Origin of the sequence: Jujubicoccus corallicola (genome assembly GCF_047345645.1) — a bacterium.
In the GTDB taxonomy this organism is placed as follows: domain Bacteria; phylum Pseudomonadota; class Alphaproteobacteria; order Rhodobacterales; family Rhodobacteraceae; genus JBLEFH01.
The window spans coordinates 135,214-158,621 of the sequence record NZ_JBLEFH010000010.1; the positions used below are offsets into that span (position 1 = coordinate 135,214).

Genomic DNA, 23,408 nt, shown 5'->3' on the forward strand with positions numbered 1-23,408 from the left:
GCCTCATAACCCAGACACAAAAATCGGGACTTAGAGGCATGGCGAAAACAACACAGCGCGTGGCAGAATTGCCAAAGGATACCATCCTGCAAGGGGACTGCATCGAGATCATGCAGTCGCTTCCGGAAAACTCTGTCGATCTGATTTTCGCCGATCCGCCCTATAATTTGCAGCTCAAAGGAGATCTGCACCGCCCGGATAACTCCTTGGTGGACGCCGTGGACGACGCCTGGGACCAGTTCGCGAGCTTCAAGGTCTACGATCAGTTCACCCGCGAATGGCTCGCCGCCGCGCGCCGCATCCTCAAGCCCGACGGGGCGATCTGGGTGATCGGCTCCTATCACAACATTTTCCGCGTCGGAACGGCGCTACAGGATGCGGGGTTCTGGATCCTTAACGATGTGGTCTGGCGCAAGTCGAACCCGATGCCGAATTTCCGGGGCAAGCGCCTCACCAACGCCCATGAAACCATGATCTGGGCCGGCAAATCCGACACCGCCAAGCCGACCTTTAACTATGAAGCGCTCAAGGCCCTCAACGAAGGCACCCAGATGCGCTCCGACTGGCTGCTCCCCATCTGCAACGGCAATGAGCGCCTGAAAACCGAGAGCGGCGAGAAGGCGCATCCGACCCAGAAGCCCGAGGCCCTGCTCCACCGCGTCCTCGTCGGCTCGACCAATCCCGGCGATGTGGTGCTCGACCCGTTCTTCGGCACCGGCACGACCGGCGCCGTCGCCAAACGTCTCGGCCGCCACTATATCGGCATCGAGCGCGAGGACGCCTATATTCAGGCCGCGACCAAACGCATCGACGCGATCCGCCGCTACGACCGCGATGCGCTGGAAGTGAGCCAGTCGAAACGCGCCGCGCCGCGCGTGCCCTTCGGCCAACTCATTGAGCGCGGGATGCTCCGCCCCGGCGAATTCCTCTACTCCCAATCCGGCCGCCACAAAGCCCGCATCCGCGCCGACGGCACCCTCGTCGCCCACGACGCCCGCGGCTCCATCCACCAGGTCGGCGCGATTCTGGAGAACATGCCAAGCTGCAACGGCTGGACCTATTGGTGCTACAAGAAAGAGGGCGCGCCGGTGCCGATCGACACGCTCCGGCAGCAGATCCGGGCGGAGATGTGAGAGCGAGTCTCAAACTTCCTTGATATAAGCATATTCGCGCTCAGGGCCGCTACGAGGCCGAGACCCGAAAATTCTCAGCGCTTAAATCTTGAAATGTACAGGATTCTGTGCATATAATAAGAGACTCATAAAGAGGTGCCTCAAGTGGATGTTATGACTTACACAGATGCCCGCGCATCGCTGAAGGATGTTATGGACCGCGTCATACATGATCGCACAGAGGTCGTTGTCACGCGTAAAAACCGCGAAGCTGTCGTGATGATCTCACTTGATGATTTCAATGCGATCCAAGAAACGCTGCATCTTCAAAAAAGCCCAGAAAACGCGCGGCGTTTGCAATCGTCCATTGCGCAACTAGATGCTGGTCGCGGCACGGAACGTGATGTCGAACTTTGAAGTTAATCTTTTCCGATAACGCTTGGGAGGATTACATCTGGTGGCAGTCCGCAGGTCATGAAAAAGGGCTGCTCCGGATCAACGAGTTGATAAAAGCCACAAGAAGAACACCCTTCAAAGGCATCGGAAAGCCCGAACCTCTCAAGGGTGATCTCAGCGGCTGGTGGTCAAGGCGCATTACCGATGAACACCGGTTCGTGTATCGCGTAAGCGGTAAAGGCGACGAACAAAGCTTGGACATCGCCCAACTAAGATATCACTATTGACGAAGACAGTCGTTAGCCGAATTTCCGTAGAAGTTAAGGGGCCTCACCGGCCCCCTCCCATCTTACCTCGCTGCCAGCCGATACCCGCCCTGCTCGGTCAGCAGGATCGACACATTCTGCGGGTCCGGTTCGACCTTCTGGCGGAGGCGGTAAATATGCGTCTCCAGCGTGTGCGTCGTGACCGCGGCGTTGTAGCCCCAGACCTCATGCAGCAGTTCTTCACGCGGTACGGTTTTTTCGCCCGCACGGTAGAGATACTTGAGAATATTGGTTTCTTTCTCCGTCAGGCGGATCTTCTTGTCGCCTTCGAGAAGCTGCTTTGCCGCCGGTTTGAACGTGTAGGGCCCGACCGTGAACACCGCATCTTCGGAGCTTTCATGCTGGCGAAGCTGCGCCCGGATTCGCGCCAGCAGCACCGGAAACTTCATCGGTTTGGTCACATAATCATTCGCCCCGGAATCGAGCCCAAGGATCGCGTCGCTGTCGGTGTCATGGCCGGTCAGCATGATGACGGGGCAGGTCACGCCCTGTTTGCGCATCACGCGGCACAGCTCGCGTCCGTCCATATCAGGCAGACCGACATCGAGGATGATGAGGTCGAAGAGATTGTCCTTCGCCGTCTCCAGCCCCTCCTGACCGTTGCCCGCTTCGGTCACGTTAAACTCTTCGCTCATGCGAAGCTGCTCGGCCAGCGCCTCGCGCAGATCAAAATCATCGTCGATCAAAAGGATATTTTTTGCACTGCTCATATTACACCTCCGTGAAATCTGGTGATAAGGAAGGATCAGTCGCGTGATTTCGCAAGTGGTGGCGAGAGTTTATCACGAACGCGTGTCCAAACGTGGCAGATTGTTTCAGAATGTGAGGCCGTATCACGTGAATTCCAAGGCGCTCAAACCCAGCCAGACCGAATGGGCCGCCCGCGCGGCGGCGGATCTGCGCCTTGGCCTGCCCGTGGCGCTGGAGGGGGCCGGGCTGATGCTCGCGGCGGAGACGGCAACGGCGGAACGCCTTGCTGCGTTACGTGCATTGGGCGCGGCGCAGATGGTGATTTCGGCGCGGCGGGCGGAAACCCTGCGAATCGCGGCCTATGACGGGGATCTGGCGCGGCTCGCGCTGCCGGATCACGCGGATCTGGCCTGGGTGCGCGCCATGGCGGACCCGCAATGGGATCTCGATTATCCCATGAAAGGCCCGTTTTCTTCGCTCCGCGGCGGCGATCCGGCGGCGGCCCGCGCGGCGCTTCAGCTTTGCAAGGATGCGCAGCTTTTGCCTGCGGCGCTCCTGGTCGAGACGGATGCGCGCCCGGACGGCGTCTCTGTGATCACGATTGAAGCGGACAGCGCCGCGCCGAAACTTGTCGAGATTTCCGCCGCCCGTGTGCCGCTTGAGGTCTCGCAATTCGGCCGCGTCCGGGTGTTCCGCTCCCCCGATGCGCGTGAGGAGCATTACGCGATTCAGATCGGCGAGATCTCGGGCGATCCGCCACTGGCGCGGCTCCATTCCGCCTGTTTTACGGGCGATGTGCTGGGCTCACTCAAATGCGATTGCGGGCCGCAGCTTCATAAAGCGCTGGAGATGATGGCCGATGAAGGGCGCGGGCTGCTCCTCTATCTCAATCAGGAAGGGCGCGGGATTGGCCTCGCCAACAAAATGCGCGCCTATGCGCTTCAGGACCAGGGGTTTGACACGGTCGAGGCCAATCATCGGCTCGGTTTCGAGGATGACGAGCGGGATTTCCGCCTCGGCTCGGCCATGCTGAAAGGGCTGAAACTGGACGCGGTGCGGCTGCTGACGAACAACCCGCGCAAGGTCGCGATGCTGGAAAGAAATGGCGTGACGGTCACCGAGCGCGTGCCGCTCATCATCCCGCCACGCGACGAAAACCGCGCCTATCTCGCGACAAAGGCCAAGAAAAGCGGGCATTTGCTATGATCGCGACGCGTGACGATCTTGTGATCACAAAATGGGGCGCGCGGTTCAGCGGGCTGCGCTTCCCCTGCGCCATCGGGCGCGGCGGGATTGGCGAAAAACGCGGCGAAGGGGACAGCATCACGCCGCGCGGTGTGCATCGCTTGCAATATGTGATCACACGGCCCGACCGCCCGGTGCCGACCCTGCCCCTACCGGTTGTTACAAGCGGTCCGCAAGATGGTTGGGGTGACGATCCGGCGGACCCGGCGGGCTATAACCGCCCGATCTGCCGCCCTTATGCCGCCAGCCATGAGCGCCTGCGCCGCGCCGACCCGCTTTACGATCTCGTCGGTGTGATGGATTACAACCGCGACCCGATCACCCCCGGCGGCGGAAGCGCGATTTTCCTGCATGTCTGGCGGCGACCGCGCTACCCGACCGAGGGCTGCATCGCCTTCGATCCGGGCGATCTATTGGCGATTCTCTCCCGCTGGACCCCGCGGAGCCGGATCCTCATTCAATAGGCGCGTTTCCCGAAAATCGCGCTGCCCACGCGGATATGCGTCGCGCCAAGCGCAATCGCCTCCTCGAAATCGTCGCTCATCCCCATGGAAAGCCCGTCCAGCCCATTGCGCTTGGCGATCTTCGCGAGCAGCGCGAAATGCAGGCTTGGCGTTTCATCGACCGGCGGAATCACCATCAGCCCCTTCACCGGCAGGTCCATGCCCCGGCAAGTGGCAATGAAATCATCCGCTTCGCTCGGCAACACGCCGGCCTTTTGGGGCTCTTCGCCGGTGTTCACCTGAATGAAGAGATCCGGAGAGCGCCCCGCCTCCTGCGCCTTGTCGGCGAATTTGCGGGCGATTTTCTCACGGTCGAGGGCGTGGAAGGCATCAACCAGATCGAAGGCGGTATTGACCTTGTTGGATTGCAGCGGCCCGATGAGATGGAGCTTCACCCCCTCAAACTCCTCGCGATAATCCGGCCAGCGCCCTTGCGCCTCCTGCACCTGATTCTCGCCAAAGACGCGGTGCCCCGCTTCCAGAACCTCGCGAATCCGCGCTTCCTCCTGCCGTTTCGAGACAGCGATCAGCGTGATGTCATCGGGGTTTCTACCAGCGTTTTCAGCGGCATTGCGAAGGCGGGTGGTGATGTCTTCCAAGCTCATGCCCCACACATAACGCCGCTTCGCGCATAAAAAAAGAGCGGGCACGAGGCCCGCTCTTTCGTGAAAGGTTTCTGATCCCGAGGGATTAGAATTCCATTTCGATACCGCCACCGATACGGGTGACGTCGTAGTCAACTGCTGCGTCGCCGTCGAGCTCGTTCTCGAAGTTGACGAAGGAAACAGCTGCGGTTGCTTTCGCGCCACCACCGAGGTTGTAAGCGCCGAACAGACCGTATGCCATCCAGTCGAGGCCTGCTTCGTCTTCGAAGTCGAACGACACAACGTTCGCACCGAACTCATATGCGTCCATTGCGTAGGTTGCCGAACCCTGGATCGTGGTCAGGTTCTTCTCGTCGTCGATGTCGTAACGGGTGTAACCAGCAGTCAGACCGAAGCCCATATAGGTGGTGCCAGCGGTGATGCCGTAAGCGTCGAACTCGACATTGTCGTCGTTCTCACCGGTCTGGTAAGCAAGACCAAAGTCGAGGTCAGCATTCATCACGTTGCGCGAGAAGCCAGCACCGACCGAGAAGAGGCCGTTGTCGAGGCCTTCAGCTTCGCCCTGATACGAACCCGAGAGGGTGAAACCAGCGATCGAGTAGTCGTAACGCAGGGTGTCGCCGCCGAAGTTCGAGTTGAACAGGTCGTGCTCGTCATCATAGTAAGCAGCTTCGTCGTCGATACCGCCGGTAGCGATTTCAGCGAGTGCTTTTTCGAATGCGGAGTCAACGTCCGAACCACCGGTCAGGGTGCCGAAAGCGCCCGAGATGTAGACGGAGTAATCGTAGGTGCCGCCAGCTTCCTCAACGAGGACCGGGTTACCTTCTTCGTCAACACCGATGGTGTAGGAGGTGTCGCGACCGAGGTCGTCGAGGTCCATTTCACCACCGAAGGTCAGACCGTTGTTGGTCGTGCCGGTTGCAACAGCTTTGAGGTCAAAGTCATGCACGTAGTGAGTCGTGCTGTCATTGCCTTCGCCGATGTCAGCGCCTTCGATCGAGAACGGGCCGCTCAGGCCGTCCAGCGAGGTGTGCGAAACACCGAGTTCAGCGGAGCCGGTGAGGGAGATGCCGGTTTCTGCGTCTTGAGCAGCTGCGGCACCTGCGAAAGCAACCAGTGCGGTGGTTGCGAAGAGAACGTTTTTCATCGTCGTGTCCCTTTCAGGTTTCTAATTCGATCCACCAGAGGATCTGGAAGAAGTGCTATCTTATTCCTCCAAAACACCCTTTTGGGTCAATCAAAGCACGCCCGCGCCGGGTGCGGTTTGCGAAAAATGGTGCAGCTTTGCCACAGTGTCACCGCGTAGACCCTTATTTTCTTTAGTCAAAGCCCTGTGAGCGCCTGTGCGCCGCGTTCATTCAGCCCCCTTGTGAGCCCGCCTTGTCGCCGCTAAAACCGCTTGCAACAGTATATTTTCCAAAGGAGGCCGCGATGCCTGCCCCTCTCCGGTTGATTCCCCTCGCGCTCGTCGCAGCGCTCGGCCTCGCCGCCTGTAACCCGGATCGTGACGCGCAAATTGAAGAGCAGCGCCAGAACGTGCCTGATTATGCGCGGGACGACAGCCCGGGTCTTCTCGATCTCTTTACCAACCAGTCCGATGCGAACCGCGAGATCAACGTCAATAAATTCATCTGGCAGGCCTCGCTCGACACGCTGTCCTTCCTGCCGCTGGAAACCGCCGATCCGTTTGCGGGCGTGTTCACCACCGGTTGGGGCCGCGCGCCCGGCTCGTCGCAGCTTTATCGCGCGACGGTTTATGTGACCGGCCCGGCGCTCGATGCGCGGAGCCTTAAGGTCTCCGTCCAGCGCGCTGCGGGCGGCGGCGGTGTTCCGGCCTCGGCGGAAACCACGCGCCAGATTGAGGACGCGATCCTCACCCGCGCGCGCCAGCTGCGCATCGCCTCGCAAGGCCGTTAACTCTTTGCGGCCCGCGTGAGGGCCGCCACTCAGGGATTCTATATATCTATGTCGCGTTACAACGCCCGCACCTCCGAACCGCAGTGGCAGGCCGCCTGGGATGAGGCCGGTCTTTTCCAAGCCGAAGCCAAACCCGGAGCGCCGAAATATTATGTGCTGGAGATGTTCCCCTATCCGTCGGGGCGCCTCCACACCGGCCATGTGCGCAATTACACCATGGGCGATGTGGTCGCGCGGTATAAGATGGCGCAGGGCTTCAATATTCTGCACCCGATGGGCTGGGACGCTTTCGGGATGCCCGCGGAAAACGCGGCGATGGACAAGGGCGTCCATCCCGGCGACTGGACCTATCAGAATATCGACCAAATGCGCGCGCAGATGAAGCCGCTTGGCCTCTCGATTGACTGGTCCCGCGAATTTGCGACCTGCGACCCCGAATATTACGGCCAGCAGCAGGCGCTTTTCCTCGACATGCTGGAGGCGGGCCTCGTTTACCGCAAAAACGCCGTGGTTAACTGGGACCCGGTGGATATGACGGTTCTCGCCAATGAGCAGGTTGAGGATGGCCGCGGCTGGCGCTCCGGCGCGCTGGTGGAGCGCAAGGAACTGACGCAGTGGTTCTTCAAGATCACCGAATATGCCGAAGATTTGCTGGACGCGATTGACGGGCTCGACGGCTGGCCGGAAAAGGTCCGCCTCATGCAGCGCAACTGGATCGGCAAGTCGCGCGGAATCGAGATTCCGTTCGCGCTGACCGAAACCGTGGCCGGGCTCGACGTGATCACCTGTTATTCGACTCGTCCCGACACGCTGCATGGTGCGAGTTTCCTTGCGATCTCACCGGATCACCCGGTCGCCAAGGCGCTTGAGGCGGACAATGCGGAGATTGCGGCCTTCAACGCCGAATGCCGCAAGGGGGCCACCACGGAAGAAGCGCTGGAGAAGGCCGAAAAACGCGGGCTTAGCACGGGCCTCACCGTCCGCCACCCGGCCGAGGACCGCGATCTGCCGGTCTGGATCGGCAATTTCGTCCTGATGGATTACGGCACCGGCGCGGTCTTCGGCTGTCCGGCCCATGACCAGCGCGATCTCGATTTCGCCCGCAAATACGACCTGATGGTCCGCAACGCCTTCTTCCTGCCGGGCGACGACATCCCCGTGGAAAATGAGGCGCTGATTCCCGAAAAAACCGAAACGGTCCATTATGTTGACCATTTCGCGGGGCTGACCGATGCGACGTCCCAGCAGGGGATCGACCAGACCATCGACTGGTTCGAAGCCAAGGGCCTCGGCACCGCGATGACCAAATACCGCCTGCGCGATTGGGGGATTTCCCGCCAGCGCTATTGGGGCTGCCCGATTCCGGTCGTCCATTGCGAAAGCTGCGGAATCGTCCCGGAAAAGAAAGAAAACCTGCCGATTGAACTGCCCAAGGATGTCGCCTTCGACCGCCCCGGCAACCCGCTCGACCGTCACGCCAGTTGGCGCGATGTGCCCTGCCCGTCCTGCGGCGCACCCGCCAAGCGCGAGACGGACACGATGGACACATTTGTCGATTCCTCATGGTATTACGCGCGTTTCACCGCGCCCCATGCCGAAACGCCGACGGACCCCGAAGCCGCCGATTACTGGATGAATGTCGATCAATATATTGGCGGGGTGGAGCACGCGATTCTCCACCTGCTCTATTCGCGTTTCTTCGCTCGCGCCATGATCCGCACCGGGCATCTGCCGGAAAAAGCGGCGGAACCGTTCAACGCGCTCTTCACCCAAGGCATGGTCAATCACGCGACCTATAAAAGCGCCGATGGCAAATGGCTCGCGCCGACCGAGGTGCAGCCCGATGGTCAGGGCGGCTTTACCTTTGACGGCCAGCCCGTCGAGGTCGGCCCGTCGATCAAGATGTCCAAATCCAAGCGCAATGTGATCGACCCGGACGAGATCATCGACCAATATGGCGCGGACACGGTGCGCTGGTTCGTCATGTCCGACAGCCCGCCCGAGCGTGATGTCGAGTGGACCGCCGCCGGCGCAGATGCGACATGGAAGCATCTTCAGCGGGTTTACCGCCTCGCCGCGGAGATTGAGGACGCCCCCGCCAATCCCGACGCGGATAAGGCGCTGGAAAAAGACACGCATCGCGCCATTGCCGCCGTGACCGAGGGGATCGAGGGCTTCGCCTTCAACAAATCCATCGCCAAGCTTTACGAATTCACCAACGCCATCGGCAAATCCAGGGCCGGGAGCGACGCGAAAAAAGCCGCGCTCCGCGTTATGGCGCAGCTCACCTGCCCCTTCACCCCGCATCTGGCCGAGGAGCTGTGGTCCATGGCGGGCGGCGAGGGCCTTGTCAGCGCCGCCGCTTGGCCCGAAGCCGATCCCGCGATGCTCAAGGACGACACGATTCTGCTGCCGATCCAGATCAACGGCAAGAAACGGGGCGAGCTGGAAGTCGACGCGGATGCGGATAAAGGCACCATCGAGGCCGCCACTCTCGCCCATGAAGCCGTGCAAAAGGCGCTTGATGGCGGGCAGCCCAAGAAACTCATCGTCGTGCCGGGCCGGATCGTGAATGTCGTGGTCTAGGCGGCATATCCTGCTGGCGCTCGCGGCCCTGCCGGGGTGCGGGTTCACGCCGGTTTATGCGCCCGGCAGCGCGGCGAGCGCGCTTGATGGCCAGATCGCCATCGCCCTCATTCCCGGCGGTCTCGGCTTTGCCCTGCGCGAGCGGTTGCAGGAACGTCTCGGCCGGGTCGAAACCGCGCCGCTCCTTCTCGAAATCGATCTCGATCTCGACTCCGAAGGCCGTGTGATCACAGAGGACAACCGGATCACCCGCTACACCCTGACCGGCGAAGCGCCGTGGCGGATTGTGGCGGGCAATCAGGTGGTTATGGAAGGCCGCGCGCTCTCGGTCACCGCATGGTCGGCCACCGCCGCGCCCTTCGCGACCCGGCAGGCGGAAGAAGACGCCTATCGCCGCCTCGCCATCAGTCTCGCCGAGAAAATCTCCCTCGAAATCGCGGCCCGCGCGGGGGAAATCCCGCCCGAAGCGCTCAGCGCCGCGCCGCAGGGCCTATGATCCCGAATCGCACCGATGCCCGCGCCTTCCTCGCCAACCCCCGCGAGGCGGTTGGCGCGGTGCTGCTTTACGGCCCGGATTCGGCGCTCACCGCCAGCCACCGCAAATCCGTCGCCGCCGCGATTGGCGGGCCGGAGGCGGAAAAAGACATGCGGCTTGAGCGGATCGACCCGGCGGGCCTGCGCAGTGATCCGGCGGCGTTGAGCGATGCGCTCGGCGCGGTTGGCTTTTTCCCCGGCCCGCGTGTGGTCATCGTCGAGGACGCCAACGATACCGCTGCCGCCGCGATCACCAATGCGCTCGACGCCCGCAAGGAGGGCGACGCTTTCCTGATCGTCACCGCTGGCGCGCTCAAGAAAACCGCCAAGCTGCGCAAGCTCTTCGAGGACAAGAAGCGCCCCGCCTATTGCATCGCGCTCTATCCGGACCCGCCGGGCCGCGCCGATATTGAGCAGGCCCTCACGGCGCGCGGCGCGGAGGCCGACGGCCCCGCCATCGGCGCGCTCACGGAACTCGCCCACGGGCTGACCCGCGGCCAGATCGACCAACTCATTGAAACCCTGAGCCTTTATGCCAAGGGCGAGACCGTGACGGCCGAGACGGTCGCCCTGCTCGCCCCCGGTGCGCTCGACGCGGAAACCGACGAGATCGTCACCGCCATGGCGGGCGGCCAGCCCGCGCGGATCGCGCCCCTGATGCAGCGGCTCTCGGGCCAAGGCGTCACGCCGACCACGCTCGTCATCTCCGCAGGCCGCCATCTGCGCCAACTCCACAGCGCCATGAGCCACCCGAACGGCCCCGATGCCGGGATCGGCGCGCTCCGCCCGCCCGTCTTTGGCCCGCGCCGCGACGCCATGCGCCACCAGACCCGCCACTGGACCGCGCCGCTCCTCGAGCGCGCCCTCACCGAATTGACCGAGGCGGATCTTGCGTTACGCTCGGGCCGAACCGTTCCCGCCACCGCGCTTGTTGAGCGCTGTTTCATCCGCATCGCCATGATGCCGCGTTAGGAGAGTCTCATGAGTTATCGTGTCCTTGGAAGCCCCGTCACCCGCGCCATGCGCGTTTACTGGCTGCTCGAAGAGCTCGGCGAGCCTTACGAGATGATCCGCGCCATGCCCGCCTCCAATGATGCCAAAGCGTCGAACCCCACGGGCCGGGTGCCCGCGCTTTTGCTGGAGGATGGGATTTTGACGGAATCGGTCGCGATCATGCAGTTTCTGGCGGATCGTCACGATGCGTTTACCTTCCCGGTCGGCACGATGGAGCGCGCCCGGCAGGATGAAGCGCTGCATTTCGGCCTCGACCGGATGGACGCGACCCTCTGGATGGCCGCCCGCCACAGCTTCGCCCGCCCCGAGGAATTACGGGTGCCTGCGGTGAAGGATTCGCTCCGCTGGGAGTGGAACAACGCGATGGAGGAGCTGGAGGGTTTGCTGGGCGATCAGGAGTTTATCGCCGGGGAATTCAGCATCGCGGACATCCTGCTGGTCCATTGCGCCGGTTGGGCGCGGGTCGCGAAATTCGACCTGCCCGGCGGCAAAGTCGGCGACTATTTCAAACGCATCTCCAAGCGCCCCGCCTATGCCAAACTGCGCGAGCAGGCGAAGGGCTGACCTTTTCACACGCGGGGCCGCCGCGCCTGCGGCAACGCCGTTTGAGGGGGCACCCGCCCCCGAAACCGGCGGTCATCCCTCGCGGTCCAACCACGCCGCCGCGCCAAGACCCGCCGCGCGGCCCGTCGCAAGACACGCGGTCAGCAAATAGCCCCCGGTCCGCGCGTCCCAATCGAGCATTTCCCCGGCGATAAACAGGCCGGGCCGATCCTTGACCATCAGCGCCGCATTGACCGCGTCCCGAGGCAGTCCGCCCGCCGTCGAAATCGCTTCATCCATCGGAAAGGGCGCGCCCACGCACAGCGGTATCGCTTTGGCCCGCAGCGGATCGCCCTCGGCCCATTCGTTGAGCAGCGCCGCCCGCGCGCCTTCGAGACCAAACGCCTTGCGCAGCCAGTTTTTCCGGCTCGCCTTGCCGCGCGGTTTCGCGGCCTGCGCCGCCAGCCAGTCCATATCCCGGTCCGGCACCACATCCAGCGTCGCCCGTGCGCCGTTTCGCAGCGCCGCCGACACCCGGTAAATCAGCGCGCCCTCAACGCCGCGCTCTGTGATCACAAACTCCCCGCGATGCGTCTCGCCGTCTACGCTCACCGCAGCGGGCTTCACCGGCGCGCCGAAATGCGGGGCCATATGCGGCGTCCAGTCCACGGCAAAGCCCATATTGCTCGGCTGAAACGGCACGGACGGGAGCCACCCCGTCCACGCCCCATCCGATCCGAGCCGCGACCAACTCGCCCCGCCGAGCGCCGCCACGGCCACCGGCGGACGTAGGCGCTGCGCCCCCTCCGGCGTCTCGAAAAGATAGGCATCGCCGTCAAACCCGGTCCACCGCCAGCGCGGGCGCATCTCCACACCTGCCGCGCCCAAACGCTGCGCCCAGGCCCTGAGAAGCGGCGCGCCTTTCATCGCTTTGGGAAACACCTGCCCGGACGATCCGGTGAAACAGTCGGCCCCCAAACCATCCGCCCAGTCCCGCACCGCCTCCGGCCCGAAATCGGCGAGCATCGGCGCGAGCCAGTTCGCCCCCTCCCCATAGCCGGAGAGAAAATCCGCCCCGGCATGGGTCAGGTTCAGCCCCGATTTCCCGGCCATCAGAAACTTGCGTCCAAGCGTCGGCTTGGCCTCGCAGATCACCGGCGGATGCCCGGCCTTCGCCAGCATCTCCGCCGCCATCAGCCCCGCCGGGCCGCCGCCTATCACCAAGGGTCTCTCCATGCCCTCCGCGATAGCGCGCTTGCGCTGCGGCGTCCATCGGCCAATCATGGACCCCATGTCTGACGATCCCCTCTGCGCGCTCTGCGGCCGCCCGATCCCGCCCGAGGCCAAGCAAAGCGTTCACCATCTCGTCCCGAAGCTCAAAGGCGGCAAACATGGCGAGACGGTGCGCCTCCACCAGATCTGCCACAACGAAATCCACGCCGTGCTGACCGAGGCGGAACTCGCCCGCGATTTCAACACGCCCGAAGCCCTCCGTGCCCATCCCCATCTCGCGCGCTTCATCCGCTGGCTTGCGAAGAAACCGCCCGGCTTTCATGGCCGCACCCTGCGCTCCAAAAGGCGGCGTCGCTGATTGCCCGCGCGCCGAAACCGGGCTATGCACCGCCCATGAGCCATGATCTTTCCCATCTCGCCCACCATCTTCTCGACCTTGCGCAGAAAGCCGGGGCGGACGCCGCCGATGTGCTGGCCGCCGAAGGGGTGAGCCAGTCCATCGAGGTCCGCGCGGGCCAGCTTGACCAGATCGAACGCGCCGAGGGGATCGACCTTGGCCTGCGCGTGCTGGTCGGCACACGTCAGGCCTGCGTCTCCGCCTCCGATCCGCGCGAGGCGACGCTGGCGACTCTTGCGGAACGTGCCGTGACCATGGCGCGGCTGGCCCCGGAGGACCCGACGGCAGGGCTTGCCGATCCATCTGAGCTTGCGACGGACACCGATATGTCCGCCCTCGATCTCGTCGATGACAGCCCGGCCCCGAGCCCCGATGAGCTTCTCGACCGCGCTCGTGCCGCCGAGGCCGCCGCCCTTGCCCATAAAGGCATTTCGCAGGTGGAAATGGCCGGGGCCTATGCGAGCGACAGCCGGGTCCACATGGCGATGAGCAACGGGTTTTCCGCAGGCTACCGCCGCACCGGCCACGCCCAGCACTGCGTTGCGGTCGCCGGGACCGGCACCAGGATGGAGCGCGACAGCCATGGCGACTCGCGCAGCCATCTCAGCGATCTCGAAAGCGCGGCACATATTGGCGATCTCGCCGCGACCCGCGCCCTCGCCCGTATCGGCGCGCAAAAGCCGCCGACCGGCACCTATCCCGTGCTTTATGACGAGCGTATCGCGGGCGGGCTGATCGGGCATCTGCTTGCGGCGATTAACGGTATGTCCATCGCGCGCGGTGATAGCTGGCTCAAAGACGCCATGGGGGAGCGTGTTCTGCCCGAAGGACTGGACCTGACCTGCGCGCCGCATCGCCCGCGCACCACCAGCGCCCGCCTCTTCGACGCCGAGGGCCTGCCGACGCGCGCGCTCCCGCTCGTGGCGGATGGCGTGCTGCAAAGCTGGGTTCTCGACCTCTCCACCGCGCGCAAACTTGGGCTGGAGAGCACCGGCCATGCCGCGCGCGGCACCTCTTCGCCGCCCCGTCCGGCGGTTGGCAATCTGACCATGACGCAAGGCACCGCCTCGCGCGAGGATCTCATCCGCGACATGGGCACCGGCCTCATCGTGACCGGGCTGATCGGCTCCACGATCAACTCCAGCACGGGCGATTATTCGCGCGGGATCAACGGGTTCTGGGTCGAGAATGGCGAGATCACCGGCCCCGTGCAGGAATGCACCATCGCGGGCAATCTGCGCGACATGCTGGCCCGCGTGATCCCGGCCAATGACGCGCGGACGCATCTGTCGCGGGTCGTGCCGTCGCTGCTCGTGGAGGGGATGACGGTTGCCGGAAACTGACGACCTCACCCTGCTCCTCGACGCTGCCCAGAAAGCCGGACGCATCGCCAGCAAACATTTCGGCGCGAATCCGGAGTTTTACGACAAGGGCAACGGGCTCGGCCCGGTCTCGGTCGCCGATCAGGAGATCAACAGCGCGCTCTATGAGATGCTCACGGCGGCGCGGCCCGATTACGGCTGGCTGTCGGAGGAGAGCGTGGATGATCCCGCGCGGCTCGACGCGGCTTACAGTTTCATCCTCGATCCCATCGACGGCACCCGCGCCTTTCTCGAACAGCAGCCGCATTTCTCGCATTCCATCGCGATTGCCAAGGGTGCGGAGATTGTCGCCGCCGTGGTGCATCTGCCCGAACTCGGCCTGACCTATCGCGCCCGCAAGGGCGGCGGCGCGTTTCTCAACGGGCGGCGGCTCGGCGGGCCGCATCCGGCGGATCTGAAAAACGCGCGGATCCTCTCCAACGCGCAATCGCTCAAGGACGATCACTGGCGCGGCGGCGCCCCGCCCGTCAAACGCCATTTCCGCCCGTCGCTGGCCTACCGCCTCTGCCTCGTCGCCGATGGCAGTTTCGACGGGATGATCTCGATGCGCCCGACTTGGGAATGGGACATCGCCGCCGGCACGCTCATCGCCGGGGAAGCGGGCGTTACCGTGACCGACCGCACCGGCGCGCCGCCCCGGTTCAACCAGCCCGATCCGCGCAGCAACGCCGTGATCGCGGCCCCCGCCCCCCTTCACGCCGCCCTCATGGATCGGCTATAAACAGCGCGACATATCAGGAGGATTCCATGTCTGAACAACGCCTTCACCTCGTCTTTGGCGGCGAGTTGGTTGACCCGCAAAGCACCGAATTCCGCGACACGGACGACATTCATATCGTCGGCGTCTTTCCCAATTACGACTCGGCTTTCAAGGCTTGGCAGGGCGAGGCGCAGCGCACCGTGGACAACGCCCATATGCGCTATTTCATCGCCCATCTTCACCGCCTGCGCGATGAGGAAAAAGAGGCCAGCCCCACCGAAGAGCTCGGGAACTGAGTATGAGTGCAGCGGGGGCGAGCGCGCACCTGCATGTGCATAGCGAAGCGGCGGATCATGCGCCGCTTCTCGCGCTTCTTGAGCGCATCCGGGACCGGTTCGGCCTGACGATCAGCCTGACCCGCTCGACCCGGCTGACCTGTCCCGCCCCGACCTGGCTCACCGATCTGGGCGACAGCACCCTGACACTGCCGGAAAACATGCGCGCCGACATGATCCTGCATCACGGCCCGGTCCAGCGCTTTGACCATCTGCGCGGCGCGCTCCGGCTCGCCAAACAGGACAACGTGCCGTTTTTTCTCACCGATTTCGGGACAGAACTCGCCAATTGGCGGATGCTGCTCGGCGGGAACATGGCCCTGCGCGAGCTTCTGACCCATGCGCGGTTTTGCTGGGTGAGCGACGCGGCGACGCAGCGCCAGATCGTCCAGCTTGGCATCCAAGACACCCACAGCCGCTTCAGCGACCCGTTGAGCGAAGCGCCGCCCGCCCCGCCTTGCGACGAGGCGCGGCGTCAGACCATCGCGCGCTCCACCGGAAGCCGCCCGAGTTGGCTCGCCAGCGATCCGGCCCCCGAGGAAATCAGCGCCGTCATCACCGCCCATGGCGCGCTCCGCCGCCGGGCGCACAACCTCTTGCTCATCATCACCCTGAGCGACCTCAAGCAGATCCCGAACCTGCGCGAACGTCTCAGCAATGCAGGCTTCACCGCCATCGAGGACGGCGAGGGCATCGTGCCGGGCCGCGATACCGATGTGGTGATCGCCAATGCCGCCGATGACGGGCTCTGGCACCGCATCGCGCCCGCCTGTTTTCTGGGCCGCACCCTTTGCGAGCGGGACGCGCCCCTCCCTTGGGCCGCGCTGACCCTTGGCTCGGCCATGGTTCACGGCCCCCACACCAAGCCGCATGAAGCTCTTTATAAACAAGCGGATGCGCTCGGCGCGGCGCGGCGGGCGGACACGGCGGATGCACTGATCCCGGCGCTTGGCACCGCGCTCGCCCCCGATCACGCGGCGGATATGGCGGCGGCGGGCTGGCGGCTCGCCTCGCGCGGCGCGGATCTGACCAACGAGATTCTGGACCATATCGCCGCCGCGCTGGAGGACTCATGAAACGCTTCTGGCAAACGCGCGGCCCGCTCGCGCGGCTCCTCTTTCCGCTTGGCCGCCTCTATCAATCCGCAACGGACCGCCGCGTCGCGCGCGGCCCCTATGAGCGCCTGCCCGTCCCGGTCATCTCCATCGGCAACCTCACCGTCGGCGGGACCGGCAAAACCCCCGTGACCATGGCCCTCGCCGAACGCCTCATCGCGGCGGGCCATGCCCCGCATATCGTCTCACGCGGCTATGGCGGATCGCTCGCAGGCCCCGTCACCGTGGACCCGCAGCGCCACAGCGCCGCCGAAGTGGGGGATGAGCCGCTGATGCTCACCGGTTTCGCGCCGGTCCATATCGGGCGGGATCGCGGCCCGGCGGCGGCGCTGGCGGTCAAGGCCGGGGCCGATGTGATCCTGCTTGACGACGCGCATCAGAACCCGGCGCTCGCCAAAGATCTCTCCATCATCGTGATCGACGGCGCGACCGGCTTCGGCAATGGCTACGGCCTGCCCGCCGGGCCGCTGCGCGAAACCGTTCCCGCAGGTCTGAAACGCGCCGATCTCGCGATCATCATGGGCGCGCAAACCGCCCCGCTCCCGCCGCTCGACATGCCGACCCTCCACGCCACGCTTGAACCGCTGTCTACTGGAATGGACTGGCAAAACCTTCGCGCCATCGCCTTCGCCGGGATCGGGCGGCCCGCAAAGTTTTTCGAGACATTGAAAGGGCTTGGCGTCACGCTGGTCGCAACCCACGAGTTCCCCGATCACGCGCCCTATTCGGACGTGATCCTCACCCGCCTGCGCAATGAGGCGGCGCAAAGCGGCGCCGTTCTGGTGACAACGGAAAAGGATATCGCGCGGATGACGCCGGAGCAGCGGCAAGGCATCTGGCCGCTGATGGTCCGATGCAAATTCGCGGATGAGGGCCCCCTCACCCGCGAACTCGCGAAACTCGGATTATGACGCGTTTTCAACCGCTTCGGCGAGCGCATCGCTGAGGGCCGGATAGCCCCCTTCCAGCTTCTCGCCATTAATCACGAAGCTCGGCGTCGAGTTAATCCCGTCCTCTTCGCTGTTGGTCTGATAGGCCGTAACCAGCGCGCGCATCGCCGCCTCATCGCTCAGACAGGCATTGACCTGCTCTTCATTCAGCCCAACCGAATTGCCGAAATCGCGCAGGTTCTGCACGAGTTCCTGCGCACTTCCGGCCTGCGCCCAATCTTTCTGCTTGCGATACAGCATATCGGCGGTCGCGAAATAGCGCGTCTCACCCGCGCAGCGCGCAACAAGACCGGCCCAAAGACCACCCTGATCGAAATACACCTCGCGCTTGATATATTTCACCTGACCGGAATCGATGTAATCGGCCTTGATGTCCGGATAGACCTGCGTCGCGTAATTGGCGCAATGCGGGCAGGTGAAGGAGGCATACTCGATCACCGTGACCGGCGCGGCCTCATCGCCAAGCACCATATCGCCCACTGGGATGGTCGGCTCGGCATCCGCCGCCGCGCTTTCTGCCTCGGCGCCGGTGTCGGCTTCATCGCCATCCGTCTCGGCCTGCGCATCAATTGGCGCCACCTCCTCAACCACCTGGCTGTCCGACGCGGTGGCCAGAACGGGCTCTTCCTCTTTGTTCAGCACCAGCACCGCAGCCACAGCCGCGACGGCGACGCCGCCCATAAGAACAAGTTTATTCATCTTTTCATCTCCTGAGTTTGACCCTTCGCCGCCACATGCTTGCCCAACCGGGTCAAAGCCTCGCGCAGCGGGCTGTCTTCCATCTCCGCAAGGCTCGCCTTGGCGGCGGGCTCGGCGGGAATCTTTGGTTTCGGGGTAAAGGCGGCCTGCGCCTCGGCCATGCCGCGCATCCCCACAGGGGCGCTCTGGCTCAGCCGGATCTTGGACACCGAGCCGTAACCCAGCGCCGCATTGATCCGCCCGCGCAAGGTTTCAAGCTGCATACTGACCTCCGGCGCATCCGGCCCGGCCACGGCGAGCGTCAGCAGCCCGCCACTCCCGGCGCGCTGGCTCAGCTTGACCGGCGTGCATTTCGCCGCGAGGTCCCCCGCGATCTCCGTCCAATTGGAGAGAAGCCGCGTCTGGGCAAAGCCACGCTGCTGCACCGCCTTGCCCAGACGGCCCTTGAGAACACCGCCGGTCTGGCGAAATCCGCCCGTGCCGCGTCGTTTCTCGTAAGGGGTTTTCATCCGCGCTGCTCTCCGCTTGTCGCTGTCCCGGCGCCACCTTAGATAAAAGCTCCATGGAAAACCAGAACCCCCAAGCCCCCTCAAATGGACGTGAAGCGGCGCTTTTGCTCGCTTGGTACGACGAAAACGCCCGCGATTTGCCGTGGCGCGTGCCGCCGGGGGCGAATACCGCGCCCGATCCGTATGGCGTCTGGCTCTCCGAAGTCATGCTTCAGCAGACCACCGTGGCGGCGGTCCGCGAGTATTATCAAAAGTTTCTGGGTCTTTGGCCGGATGTGACTTCGCTCGCCGAAGCCGCAGACGAGGACGTCATGGCCGCATGGGCCGGGCTCGGCTACTACTCCCGCGCCCGCAACATGCTGAAAGCGGCGCGTTTTGTCGCCTTCGAGCGAAACGGAGTGTTTCCAGACAGCGAAGCGGGCCTCCTCGCGCTGCCCGGCGTCGGCCCCTACACCGCCGCCGCCATCGCCGCGATAGCTTTCGGCGAGCGCGCCGTAGTGGTCGACGGCAATGTCGAGCGCGTCATGGCCCGCTATTTCGCCATCGACACGCCCCTGCCCGCCGCCAAACCGGAGCTTCGGGCGGCCATGGATCACCTGACCCCCGCCCTCCGCTGCGGCGACTTCGCCCAAGCCGTGATGGATCTCGGCGCGACGGTCTGCAAACCCCGCACCCCCGACTGCCTCGCGTGCCCCTGGGCCGAAGGATGCGCCGCCCGCTCTGCCGGGACCGCCGACACCCTCCCCCGCAAAGCGCCAAAAAAGGCCAAACCCGAGCGCCGCGCCCACGCCCTCGTCGTCAGCGATGGCCGCGACATCCACCTCGAACGCCGCCCCGCCAAGGGCCTCCTCGGCGGCACGATGGGCGTGCCCCTCAGCGAGATGGTGGAATTTGCGGCAGGCGAAACGCCGCCGGACCTACCCGTGCCGTGGAAGACCTCCGAGACGCTGCGCTATTGCGGCGAGATCACCCACGTCTTCACCCATTTCCGCCTCACGGTGAAGGTCTGGCGCAGCGATACGGATAAGGCGCACCCGCTGACACATAGCATGGAAACCGCCCTCGCCTCGGTCCCAACGCTGATGAAAAAGATCATCCGGAAGGCGCAAGAGGCTGAGGACATGCCGAAATTGCCGCTTTAACAGCATTGAGAGGCAGCCAGCAGCATTAAGTGCACCCGTCGAGTTAGCTTCTCTGGAACCTAACCGCCTAAGGCTCCTTTCGTCCTAAACGGTTGACCGCGAGCACCCGTATTCAAGCAGCGCAATTGTACAAATCGAGCTAAAAATTACTTCGGCGCAAAAAGGCCCGCACGCTGAAACCCTACTACAGAAAATTCATCCCAACTGCGTCGAGAGGCGTTTGGGGAATTTGAACAGGCCGGATGAGTGGATTTTCTGCGCAGGAGCACTATGATGCCGCGAGCGCTGAGAAGCCTATGGCAAGACAACCGCGCCGGAACCACAGCCCGGTATTCAAAGCAAAGGTGGCGGTGGCAGCGATCAAGGGCGAAAAGACCCTGATCGAGTTGTCGCAGGATTTCGACGTGTATCCGAACCATCTCTTCGAAACTGGCGAGGCTGCTTATAGATCTCCGTTTCTAGCTCTCACTGCAAACTGCACGCATTGTTTGATGCTGATGCTGATGCTGATGCTGATGCTGATGCTGATGCTGATGCTGCATTTCAGCCAGTTTCATTATCAAGCCATTTATTCATCGCAAATGCAGTCCAATCCTCTCATCATCAGATTAGCCTCGCGCTCATCAAATTAGCGTCCTGTTAAGCTAACCACCTGCGTCTTCACTGAACCCAAAAGCAACTGGGCAGCCACTGAACCAAGCATAAAGCCAACGCATAAATCACCTAAGACCAATCAACGAGCCTCCGCCGTCAGTCAAAATCGCCCCTTCGCTCGGCATCTATATCACCGTCGCGCCCGCCTAATCTGCGTCACCTCCGACTGAGCAATTTCGCCCCCGCCAGAAAGCCCGAGGATCATCCGGCCATCCTCCACGCTGACCTCCTCAACCGTCGCGTAGACAAGTCCCGGAGAGGTTTCGAGCAACTCCTCGCCCTCATAACTCTCGACCGCAAAACTGTATTCGCCGAGCGGGAGATCCGCCGTGCCGCCCCAATTGATCTCATTCGCCGTCGGCGACACCGCTTCCTTATGCACCACATTCCCGCTCGCGTCGCGAACCACCATCTGGGCGCCATCCGCCGTGGCGTGCGTGTCGTAGCGGATATTGATCGTCTCGCCGCGCCAGTCCGCGCGCGTGTCGGCCCGCACCTCCTTGCCGATCCAGTCCGCCGCGCCCACCTGCGCGCCGAGCGAGAGTTCAGCAAGGATCGCATCCAGCGACTTGTTGGTGTTCACTTGCTGCTCCACTGCAGAGAAATTCGCAAGCTGCGCGACAAACTCGGTCGACTCCAGCGGCTTGAGCGGATCCTGATTTTTCATCTGCGTTGTCAGCAGCTTGAGGAAGGTTTCGAAATCCCCCGTCGCGCTGGTCAGCGTTTTGGTTTGATCCGTTTTCGCGGACGCCGCCGTGGCGGGCTGCGTGTTCATCACGTCCATAAGTTTCCCTCTCTAAAGCCGCATATCGAGGCGGCCAGACACCGTCCCTTGCGCCACAACAATCTGCTCCGTCTCAGGCGGCAGCGCGGCGAATGATGCTCCGTTTTCTTCCGCCAATCTGGGCGGCTCTCGCTCCGGCGCGTCTCCGAAATCAAGTTGCGCGCCTTCATAGCCTGCATCAACGAGGTTCTGCTGAAGCAGATCCGCGTGACGGCGCATGAGATCGACCACCTCAGGGCGTTCCGCCTGAACCATCGCCGTAACGCCTTGGTCTGTCACCGAAAGATGCATCGTCACCCGGCCCAACTCCGCAGGATCGAGGCGAAGGACGACGCGCTCATGCCCGCCGAGTTTCTGCACCTCATAGTGCACAATCTCGGGACGCGGCATGTTCGCAACCTGCGGGGTCGTATGCGTTGCGACCACGTGAGGCGCATCTCGGCGCGCTATGTGCGAGATGCCGTCAATATCGATGTCCGGCGCGAGATCGGAAGAGAAATTTGAGGGTGGAGCCGCGTCTGACATCACGTCAACTCGCGTTTGCGGAGGGGGCGTGATCACGCGCGCGGCAGTATCATTATAAAGCTTCGGCTTGAGGTCGTCGACAGCCCCGAGCTTCGTTTCACCCTCATGCTCAAAGGCTTCGGCGACTTGGTCAGCCATCACACCGACATCTACAGACGAGGCGGTCATTGACATGCTTGCCAGAACTTCGCTGTTTGAGTTAGCCGGCACCGCACCTTTTGTCTCCTGCGGCGTCGAGGTGGCTTCCCAAAGCTGCCTTCTCGCATCGGGTGATTTGCTACGAACGGGCTCCGACTTCTTTTGCTCGGCCGTGACTTCGGCATTCGATGATTGCGTCTGCACGGACGCCGCAACGGCGGTTAAAGCAGGGTTGTCAGGAGAAGCTGCTACATCTTTGTCAGTTTGACGGGACGGTTCCGTCAGATCGCGAGCGGTATCGGCGATTTCCGTCGGGTATTGAAGGGCGTGCCCTTCCGCTTCCTCTTGCGCTGCGTCTGTTGAGATGTCGACATCAGCCTCCGGAGAAGACGCTGCAACCTCCAGAACATCTGTGCTTTCAGCGACCTCTTCATCTGAAGCAGTCGGATCATCCTCGTCCGCCGACAACGCGGTGATCGCCTCCGCGAGATCTACTTCCTGCTCCGCAAACCCCTCATCCACCTGACTTTTCGTGAAAATCATATCGAAAGAGGCGACAGGCACCTCGGGGTCAACGCTGTCCACGGCCTTGGGCGACGGCTTCTTGTCCGCAGCCATGCTGGCCCCGAGAATCATCATCGCTTCGCTCATAGACGCATCACCCTCTCGATTTCGCTCGAAATTTTCACAGACAGACTAAGAAATCATTTACGCGAATCAGGCAGGTTGGGGCGTGAAAGAAGCGAGGTGCGATGAGCGTTCACTCTGTAAATATGGCCGGTTTGGCGAAGGAGCCGCATCCGAAACTGCGTGCGGTGGCGCAGGATCTGGAGGCTAATTTTCTCGCGGAGATGCTGAAATTCAGCGGGCTTGGCGAGTCTCGTGAAAGTTTCGGAGGCGGCGCGGGCGAGGATGCTTTCGCGTCCATGCTCACCACCGAATATGCCGATCTGCTTGCGGCGCAGGGCGGCGTCGGGCTTGGCGAGCAAATCTATCAATCCCTTGTGGAAAGGATGGCGGAATGATCAGTCGGATGCTGGCGCGGATGCGCTTGAAAACATTGGAAAGACTTCTTGAGGAAGAGCGGCGGCTTTTGCTTGCCGGAGAGCTCCACAAGCTGGTGGAATATGCGGCGCAGAAGGATGAGGCACTGCGGGTCATCGAGGCGATAGATGAAAGCGTCGCCGAACCGCTGGCGGAGTCGATCAAATCCGTGCGGGACAAGGCGGCGCGCAATGTCGGCCTGCTGAAAGCGGCCATGCGCGGGTTCAAAGAAGGCGTCGAGGCCGTTGCCGCGCTCCGGGCCGAGCAAGGCGCGCTGACGGTTTATGGCGAGTCGGGCCGGGCGGAAGCGCTGAAAACGCGGGCGTAGGC

General features: G+C 63.1%; 27 protein-coding genes and 1 pseudogene. 20 read left to right on the forward strand and 8 right to left on the reverse strand.

From position 1 onward, the window contains the following. The first annotated feature begins 38 nt into the window (after window positions 1–38). The 3 genes from ACMA5I_RS14755 (at window position 39) to ACMA5I_RS14765 (ending at window position 1,795) form a co-directional block, all read left to right on the forward strand. The gene (locus ACMA5I_RS14755) at window positions 39–1,133 is read left to right on the forward strand and encodes a DNA-methyltransferase (RefSeq protein ID WP_525887043.1); all 1,095 of its coding nucleotides are present in this window, start codon (window positions 39–41) and stop codon (window positions 1,131–1,133) included. Between the two features lie 153 nt (window positions 1,134–1,286). Further along, entirely contained in the window at window positions 1,287–1,529 is a 243-nt protein-coding gene (locus ACMA5I_RS14760; protein WP_525887044.1) for a type II toxin-antitoxin system Phd/YefM family antitoxin, read from the forward strand. Beyond that, window positions 1,526–1,795 (forward strand): Txe/YoeB family addiction module toxin, encoded by a 270-nt coding sequence (locus ACMA5I_RS14765; RefSeq protein WP_525887045.1) that lies wholly within the window; start codon window positions 1,526–1,528, stop codon window positions 1,793–1,795. The genes ACMA5I_RS14760 and ACMA5I_RS14765 overlap by 4 nt, the downstream gene beginning before the upstream one ends. A 62-nt stretch (window positions 1,796–1,857) precedes the next feature. Here the strand turns inward: ACMA5I_RS14765 and ACMA5I_RS14770 are convergent, their stop codons facing one another. Then, on the reverse strand, window positions 1,858–2,544 hold the full coding sequence (locus ACMA5I_RS14770) for a response regulator transcription factor (RefSeq protein ID WP_525887046.1): 687 nt from the start codon (window positions 2,542–2,544) through the stop codon (window positions 1,858–1,860). A gap of 82 nt (window positions 2,545–2,626) precedes the next feature. Between ACMA5I_RS14770 and ribA the strand changes: the two genes are divergently transcribed. Both ribA and ACMA5I_RS14780 read left to right on the forward strand, forming a co-directional pair. Next, window positions 2,627–3,730 carry a GTP cyclohydrolase II gene (gene ribA, locus ACMA5I_RS14775; RefSeq protein WP_525887047.1) on the forward strand — a complete coding sequence of 368 codons (1,104 nt, stop codon included), beginning with the start codon at window positions 2,627–2,629 and terminating at the stop codon, window positions 3,728–3,730. Then, complete coding sequence (locus ACMA5I_RS14780) at window positions 3,727–4,233, forward strand: L,D-transpeptidase family protein (RefSeq protein ID WP_525887048.1); 507 nt, start codon at window positions 3,727–3,729, stop codon at window positions 4,231–4,233. Before ribA ends, ACMA5I_RS14780 begins: the two co-directional genes overlap by 4 nt. Here the strand turns inward: ACMA5I_RS14780 and ACMA5I_RS14785 are convergent. Both ACMA5I_RS14785 and ACMA5I_RS14790 read right to left on the reverse strand, forming a co-directional pair. Beyond that, the gene (locus ACMA5I_RS14785) at window positions 4,227–4,877 is read right to left on the reverse strand and encodes a YggS family pyridoxal phosphate-dependent enzyme (RefSeq protein ID WP_525887049.1); all 651 of its coding nucleotides are present in this window, start codon (window positions 4,875–4,877) and stop codon (window positions 4,227–4,229) included. The genes ACMA5I_RS14780 and ACMA5I_RS14785 overlap by 7 nt on opposite strands. Window positions 4,878–4,962: 85 nt before the next feature. Then, complete coding sequence (locus tag ACMA5I_RS14790; RefSeq protein ID WP_525887050.1) at window positions 4,963–6,024, reverse strand: porin; 1,062 nt, start codon at window positions 6,022–6,024, stop codon at window positions 4,963–4,965. Window positions 6,025–6,308: 284 nt separating this feature from the next. Between ACMA5I_RS14790 and ACMA5I_RS14795 the strand changes: the two genes are divergently transcribed. The 5 genes from ACMA5I_RS14795 to ACMA5I_RS14815 are packed head-to-tail and all read left to right on the forward strand — an operon-like array spanning window position 6,309 to window position 11,492. Beyond that, complete coding sequence (locus ACMA5I_RS14795; protein WP_525887051.1) at window positions 6,309–6,794, forward strand: DUF3576 domain-containing protein; 486 nt, start codon at window positions 6,309–6,311, stop codon at window positions 6,792–6,794. A gap of 48 nt (window positions 6,795–6,842) precedes the next feature. Beyond that, window positions 6,843–9,380, forward strand: coding sequence for a leucine--tRNA ligase (gene leuS / locus ACMA5I_RS14800; RefSeq protein WP_525887052.1), 2,538 nt, complete (start codon window positions 6,843–6,845; stop codon window positions 9,378–9,380). Next, window positions 9,367–9,876, forward strand: coding sequence for an LPS assembly lipoprotein LptE (lptE, locus tag ACMA5I_RS14805; protein ID WP_525887053.1), 510 nt, complete (start codon window positions 9,367–9,369; stop codon window positions 9,874–9,876). The genes leuS and lptE overlap by 14 nt, the downstream gene beginning before the upstream one ends. Then, entirely contained in the window at window positions 9,873–10,886 is a 1,014-nt protein-coding gene (gene holA / locus ACMA5I_RS14810) for a DNA polymerase III subunit delta (RefSeq protein ID WP_525887054.1), read from the forward strand. The genes lptE and holA overlap by 4 nt, the downstream gene beginning before the upstream one ends. A gap of 9 nt (window positions 10,887–10,895) precedes the next feature. Next, window positions 10,896–11,492 carry a glutathione S-transferase gene (locus ACMA5I_RS14815; protein WP_525887055.1) on the forward strand — a complete coding sequence of 199 codons (597 nt, stop codon included), beginning with the start codon at window positions 10,896–10,898 and terminating at the stop codon, window positions 11,490–11,492. A gap of 72 nt (window positions 11,493–11,564) precedes the next feature. Here ACMA5I_RS14815 and ACMA5I_RS14820 read toward each other — a convergent pair whose 3' ends face one another. Next, on the reverse strand, window positions 11,565–12,707 hold the full coding sequence (locus ACMA5I_RS14820; protein ID WP_525887056.1) for a TIGR03862 family flavoprotein: 1,143 nt from the start codon (window positions 12,705–12,707) through the stop codon (window positions 11,565–11,567). Between the two features lie 46 nt (window positions 12,708–12,753). On the opposite strand from ACMA5I_RS14820, the gene ACMA5I_RS14825 reads away from it, so the two are divergent. From ACMA5I_RS14825 to lpxK, 6 genes are read left to right on the forward strand one after another with little or no spacing between them, the layout of a single operon-like run. Continuing rightward, window positions 12,754–13,062 (forward strand): HNH endonuclease, encoded by a 309-nt coding sequence (locus tag ACMA5I_RS14825; RefSeq protein WP_525887057.1) that lies wholly within the window; start codon window positions 12,754–12,756, stop codon window positions 13,060–13,062. 35 nt (window positions 13,063–13,097) lie between these two features. Next, complete coding sequence (locus ACMA5I_RS14830; protein WP_525887058.1) at window positions 13,098–14,444, forward strand: metallopeptidase TldD-related protein; 1,347 nt, start codon at window positions 13,098–13,100, stop codon at window positions 14,442–14,444. Continuing rightward, window positions 14,431–15,204 carry a 3'(2'),5'-bisphosphate nucleotidase CysQ gene (locus ACMA5I_RS14835; protein WP_525887059.1) on the forward strand — a complete coding sequence of 258 codons (774 nt, stop codon included), beginning with the start codon at window positions 14,431–14,433 and terminating at the stop codon, window positions 15,202–15,204. Before ACMA5I_RS14830 ends, ACMA5I_RS14835 begins: the two co-directional genes overlap by 14 nt. A 26-nt stretch (window positions 15,205–15,230) precedes the next feature. After that, window positions 15,231–15,479 carry a DUF4170 domain-containing protein gene (locus ACMA5I_RS14840; protein WP_525887060.1) on the forward strand — a complete coding sequence of 83 codons (249 nt, stop codon included), beginning with the start codon at window positions 15,231–15,233 and terminating at the stop codon, window positions 15,477–15,479. 2 nt (window positions 15,480–15,481) lie between these two features. Further along, complete coding sequence (locus ACMA5I_RS14845) at window positions 15,482–16,594, forward strand: hypothetical protein (protein WP_525887061.1); 1,113 nt, start codon at window positions 15,482–15,484, stop codon at window positions 16,592–16,594. Next, complete coding sequence (gene lpxK, locus ACMA5I_RS14850; protein ID WP_525887062.1) at window positions 16,591–17,544, forward strand: tetraacyldisaccharide 4'-kinase; 954 nt, start codon at window positions 16,591–16,593, stop codon at window positions 17,542–17,544. The genes ACMA5I_RS14845 and lpxK overlap by 4 nt, the downstream gene beginning before the upstream one ends. Here the strand turns inward: lpxK and ACMA5I_RS14855 are convergent. Next, window positions 17,539–18,282 (reverse strand): DsbA family protein, encoded by a 744-nt coding sequence (locus ACMA5I_RS14855; RefSeq protein ID WP_525887063.1) that lies wholly within the window; start codon window positions 18,280–18,282, stop codon window positions 17,539–17,541. The genes lpxK and ACMA5I_RS14855 overlap by 6 nt on opposite strands. Continuing rightward, window positions 18,279–18,791: a DUF721 domain-containing protein gene (locus ACMA5I_RS14860; RefSeq protein WP_525887064.1), complete on the reverse strand. Its 513-nt coding sequence runs from the start codon at window positions 18,789–18,791 to the stop codon at window positions 18,279–18,281. The genes ACMA5I_RS14855 and ACMA5I_RS14860 overlap by 4 nt, the downstream gene beginning before the upstream one ends. Before the next feature lie 53 nt (window positions 18,792–18,844). Between ACMA5I_RS14860 and ACMA5I_RS14865 the strand changes: the two genes are divergently transcribed. Together ACMA5I_RS14865 and ACMA5I_RS14870 are read left to right on the forward strand one after the other, a co-directional pair. Continuing rightward, window positions 18,845–19,933: an A/G-specific adenine glycosylase gene (locus ACMA5I_RS14865; RefSeq protein WP_525887065.1), complete on the forward strand. Its 1,089-nt coding sequence runs from the start codon at window positions 18,845–18,847 to the stop codon at window positions 19,931–19,933. A gap of 296 nt (window positions 19,934–20,229) precedes the next feature. Beyond that, window positions 20,230–20,355, forward strand: a pseudogene (locus tag ACMA5I_RS14870) (transposase); the annotation flags it as partial. A gap of 362 nt (window positions 20,356–20,717) precedes the next feature. Here the strand turns inward: ACMA5I_RS14870 and ACMA5I_RS14875 are convergent. Together ACMA5I_RS14875 and ACMA5I_RS14880 are read right to left on the reverse strand one after the other, a co-directional pair. Then, window positions 20,718–21,371 (reverse strand): flagellar hook assembly protein FlgD, encoded by a 654-nt coding sequence (locus tag ACMA5I_RS14875; RefSeq protein ID WP_525887066.1) that lies wholly within the window; start codon window positions 21,369–21,371, stop codon window positions 20,718–20,720. Between the two features lie 12 nt (window positions 21,372–21,383). Further along, window positions 21,384–22,685, reverse strand: coding sequence for a flagellar hook-length control protein FliK (locus tag ACMA5I_RS14880; RefSeq protein ID WP_525887067.1), 1,302 nt, complete (start codon window positions 22,683–22,685; stop codon window positions 21,384–21,386). 101 nt (window positions 22,686–22,786) lie between these two features. On the opposite strand from ACMA5I_RS14880, the gene ACMA5I_RS14885 reads away from it, so the two are divergent. Next, on the forward strand, window positions 22,787–23,059 hold the full coding sequence (locus ACMA5I_RS14885; protein WP_525887068.1) for a rod-binding protein: 273 nt from the start codon (window positions 22,787–22,789) through the stop codon (window positions 23,057–23,059). After that, complete coding sequence (locus ACMA5I_RS14890) at window positions 23,056–23,406, forward strand: hypothetical protein (RefSeq protein ID WP_525887069.1); 351 nt, start codon at window positions 23,056–23,058, stop codon at window positions 23,404–23,406. Before ACMA5I_RS14885 ends, ACMA5I_RS14890 begins: the two co-directional genes overlap by 4 nt. Window positions 23,407–23,408: the final 2 nt, after the last annotated feature.

Bases quoted from the DNA above. Each gene is read 5' to 3' on its own strand.
- ACMA5I_RS14755 (WP_525887043.1), top strand. From the start codon at position 39: ATGGCGAAAACAACACAGCGCGTGGCAGAATTGCCAAAGGATACCATC.
- ACMA5I_RS14760 (WP_525887044.1), top strand. From the start codon at position 1,287: ATGACTTACACAGATGCCCGCGCATCGCTGAAGGATGTTATGGACCGC.
- ACMA5I_RS14770 (WP_525887046.1), bottom strand. From the start codon at position 2,544: ATGAGCAGTGCAAAAAATATCCTTTTGATCGACGATGATTTTGATCTG.
- ACMA5I_RS14780 (WP_525887048.1), top strand. From the start codon at position 3,727: ATGATCGCGACGCGTGACGATCTTGTGATCACAAAATGGGGCGCGCGG.
- ACMA5I_RS14785 (WP_525887049.1), bottom strand. From the start codon at position 4,877: ATGAGCTTGGAAGACATCACCACCCGCCTTCGCAATGCCGCTGAAAAC.
- ACMA5I_RS14790 (WP_525887050.1), bottom strand. From the start codon at position 6,024: ATGAAAAACGTTCTCTTCGCAACCACCGCACTGGTTGCTTTCGCAGGT.
- ACMA5I_RS14795 (WP_525887051.1), top strand. From the start codon at position 6,309: ATGCCTGCCCCTCTCCGGTTGATTCCCCTCGCGCTCGTCGCAGCGCTC.
- leuS (WP_525887052.1), top strand. From the start codon at position 6,843: ATGTCGCGTTACAACGCCCGCACCTCCGAACCGCAGTGGCAGGCCGCC.
- lptE (WP_525887053.1), top strand. From the start codon at position 9,367: ATGTCGTGGTCTAGGCGGCATATCCTGCTGGCGCTCGCGGCCCTGCCG.
- holA (WP_525887054.1), top strand. From the start codon at position 9,873: ATGATCCCGAATCGCACCGATGCCCGCGCCTTCCTCGCCAACCCCCGC.
- ACMA5I_RS14815 (WP_525887055.1), top strand. From the start codon at position 10,896: ATGAGTTATCGTGTCCTTGGAAGCCCCGTCACCCGCGCCATGCGCGTT.
- ACMA5I_RS14820 (WP_525887056.1), bottom strand. From the start codon at position 12,707: ATGGAGAGACCCTTGGTGATAGGCGGCGGCCCGGCGGGGCTGATGGCG.
- ACMA5I_RS14825 (WP_525887057.1), top strand. From the start codon at position 12,754: ATGGACCCCATGTCTGACGATCCCCTCTGCGCGCTCTGCGGCCGCCCG.
- ACMA5I_RS14830 (WP_525887058.1), top strand. From the start codon at position 13,098: ATGAGCCATGATCTTTCCCATCTCGCCCACCATCTTCTCGACCTTGCG.
- ACMA5I_RS14840 (WP_525887060.1), top strand. From the start codon at position 15,231: ATGTCTGAACAACGCCTTCACCTCGTCTTTGGCGGCGAGTTGGTTGAC.
- ACMA5I_RS14845 (WP_525887061.1), top strand. From the start codon at position 15,482: ATGAGTGCAGCGGGGGCGAGCGCGCACCTGCATGTGCATAGCGAAGCG.
- lpxK (WP_525887062.1), top strand. From the start codon at position 16,591: ATGAAACGCTTCTGGCAAACGCGCGGCCCGCTCGCGCGGCTCCTCTTT.
- ACMA5I_RS14855 (WP_525887063.1), bottom strand. From the start codon at position 18,282: ATGAATAAACTTGTTCTTATGGGCGGCGTCGCCGTCGCGGCTGTGGCT.
- ACMA5I_RS14860 (WP_525887064.1), bottom strand. From the start codon at position 18,791: ATGAAAACCCCTTACGAGAAACGACGCGGCACGGGCGGATTTCGCCAG.
- ACMA5I_RS14865 (WP_525887065.1), top strand. From the start codon at position 18,845: ATGGAAAACCAGAACCCCCAAGCCCCCTCAAATGGACGTGAAGCGGCG.
- ACMA5I_RS14875 (WP_525887066.1), bottom strand. From the start codon at position 21,371: ATGGACGTGATGAACACGCAGCCCGCCACGGCGGCGTCCGCGAAAACG.
- ACMA5I_RS14880 (WP_525887067.1), bottom strand. From the start codon at position 22,685: ATGAGCGAAGCGATGATGATTCTCGGGGCCAGCATGGCTGCGGACAAG.
- ACMA5I_RS14885 (WP_525887068.1), top strand. From the start codon at position 22,787: ATGAGCGTTCACTCTGTAAATATGGCCGGTTTGGCGAAGGAGCCGCAT.
- ACMA5I_RS14890 (WP_525887069.1), top strand. From the start codon at position 23,056: ATGATCAGTCGGATGCTGGCGCGGATGCGCTTGAAAACATTGGAAAGA.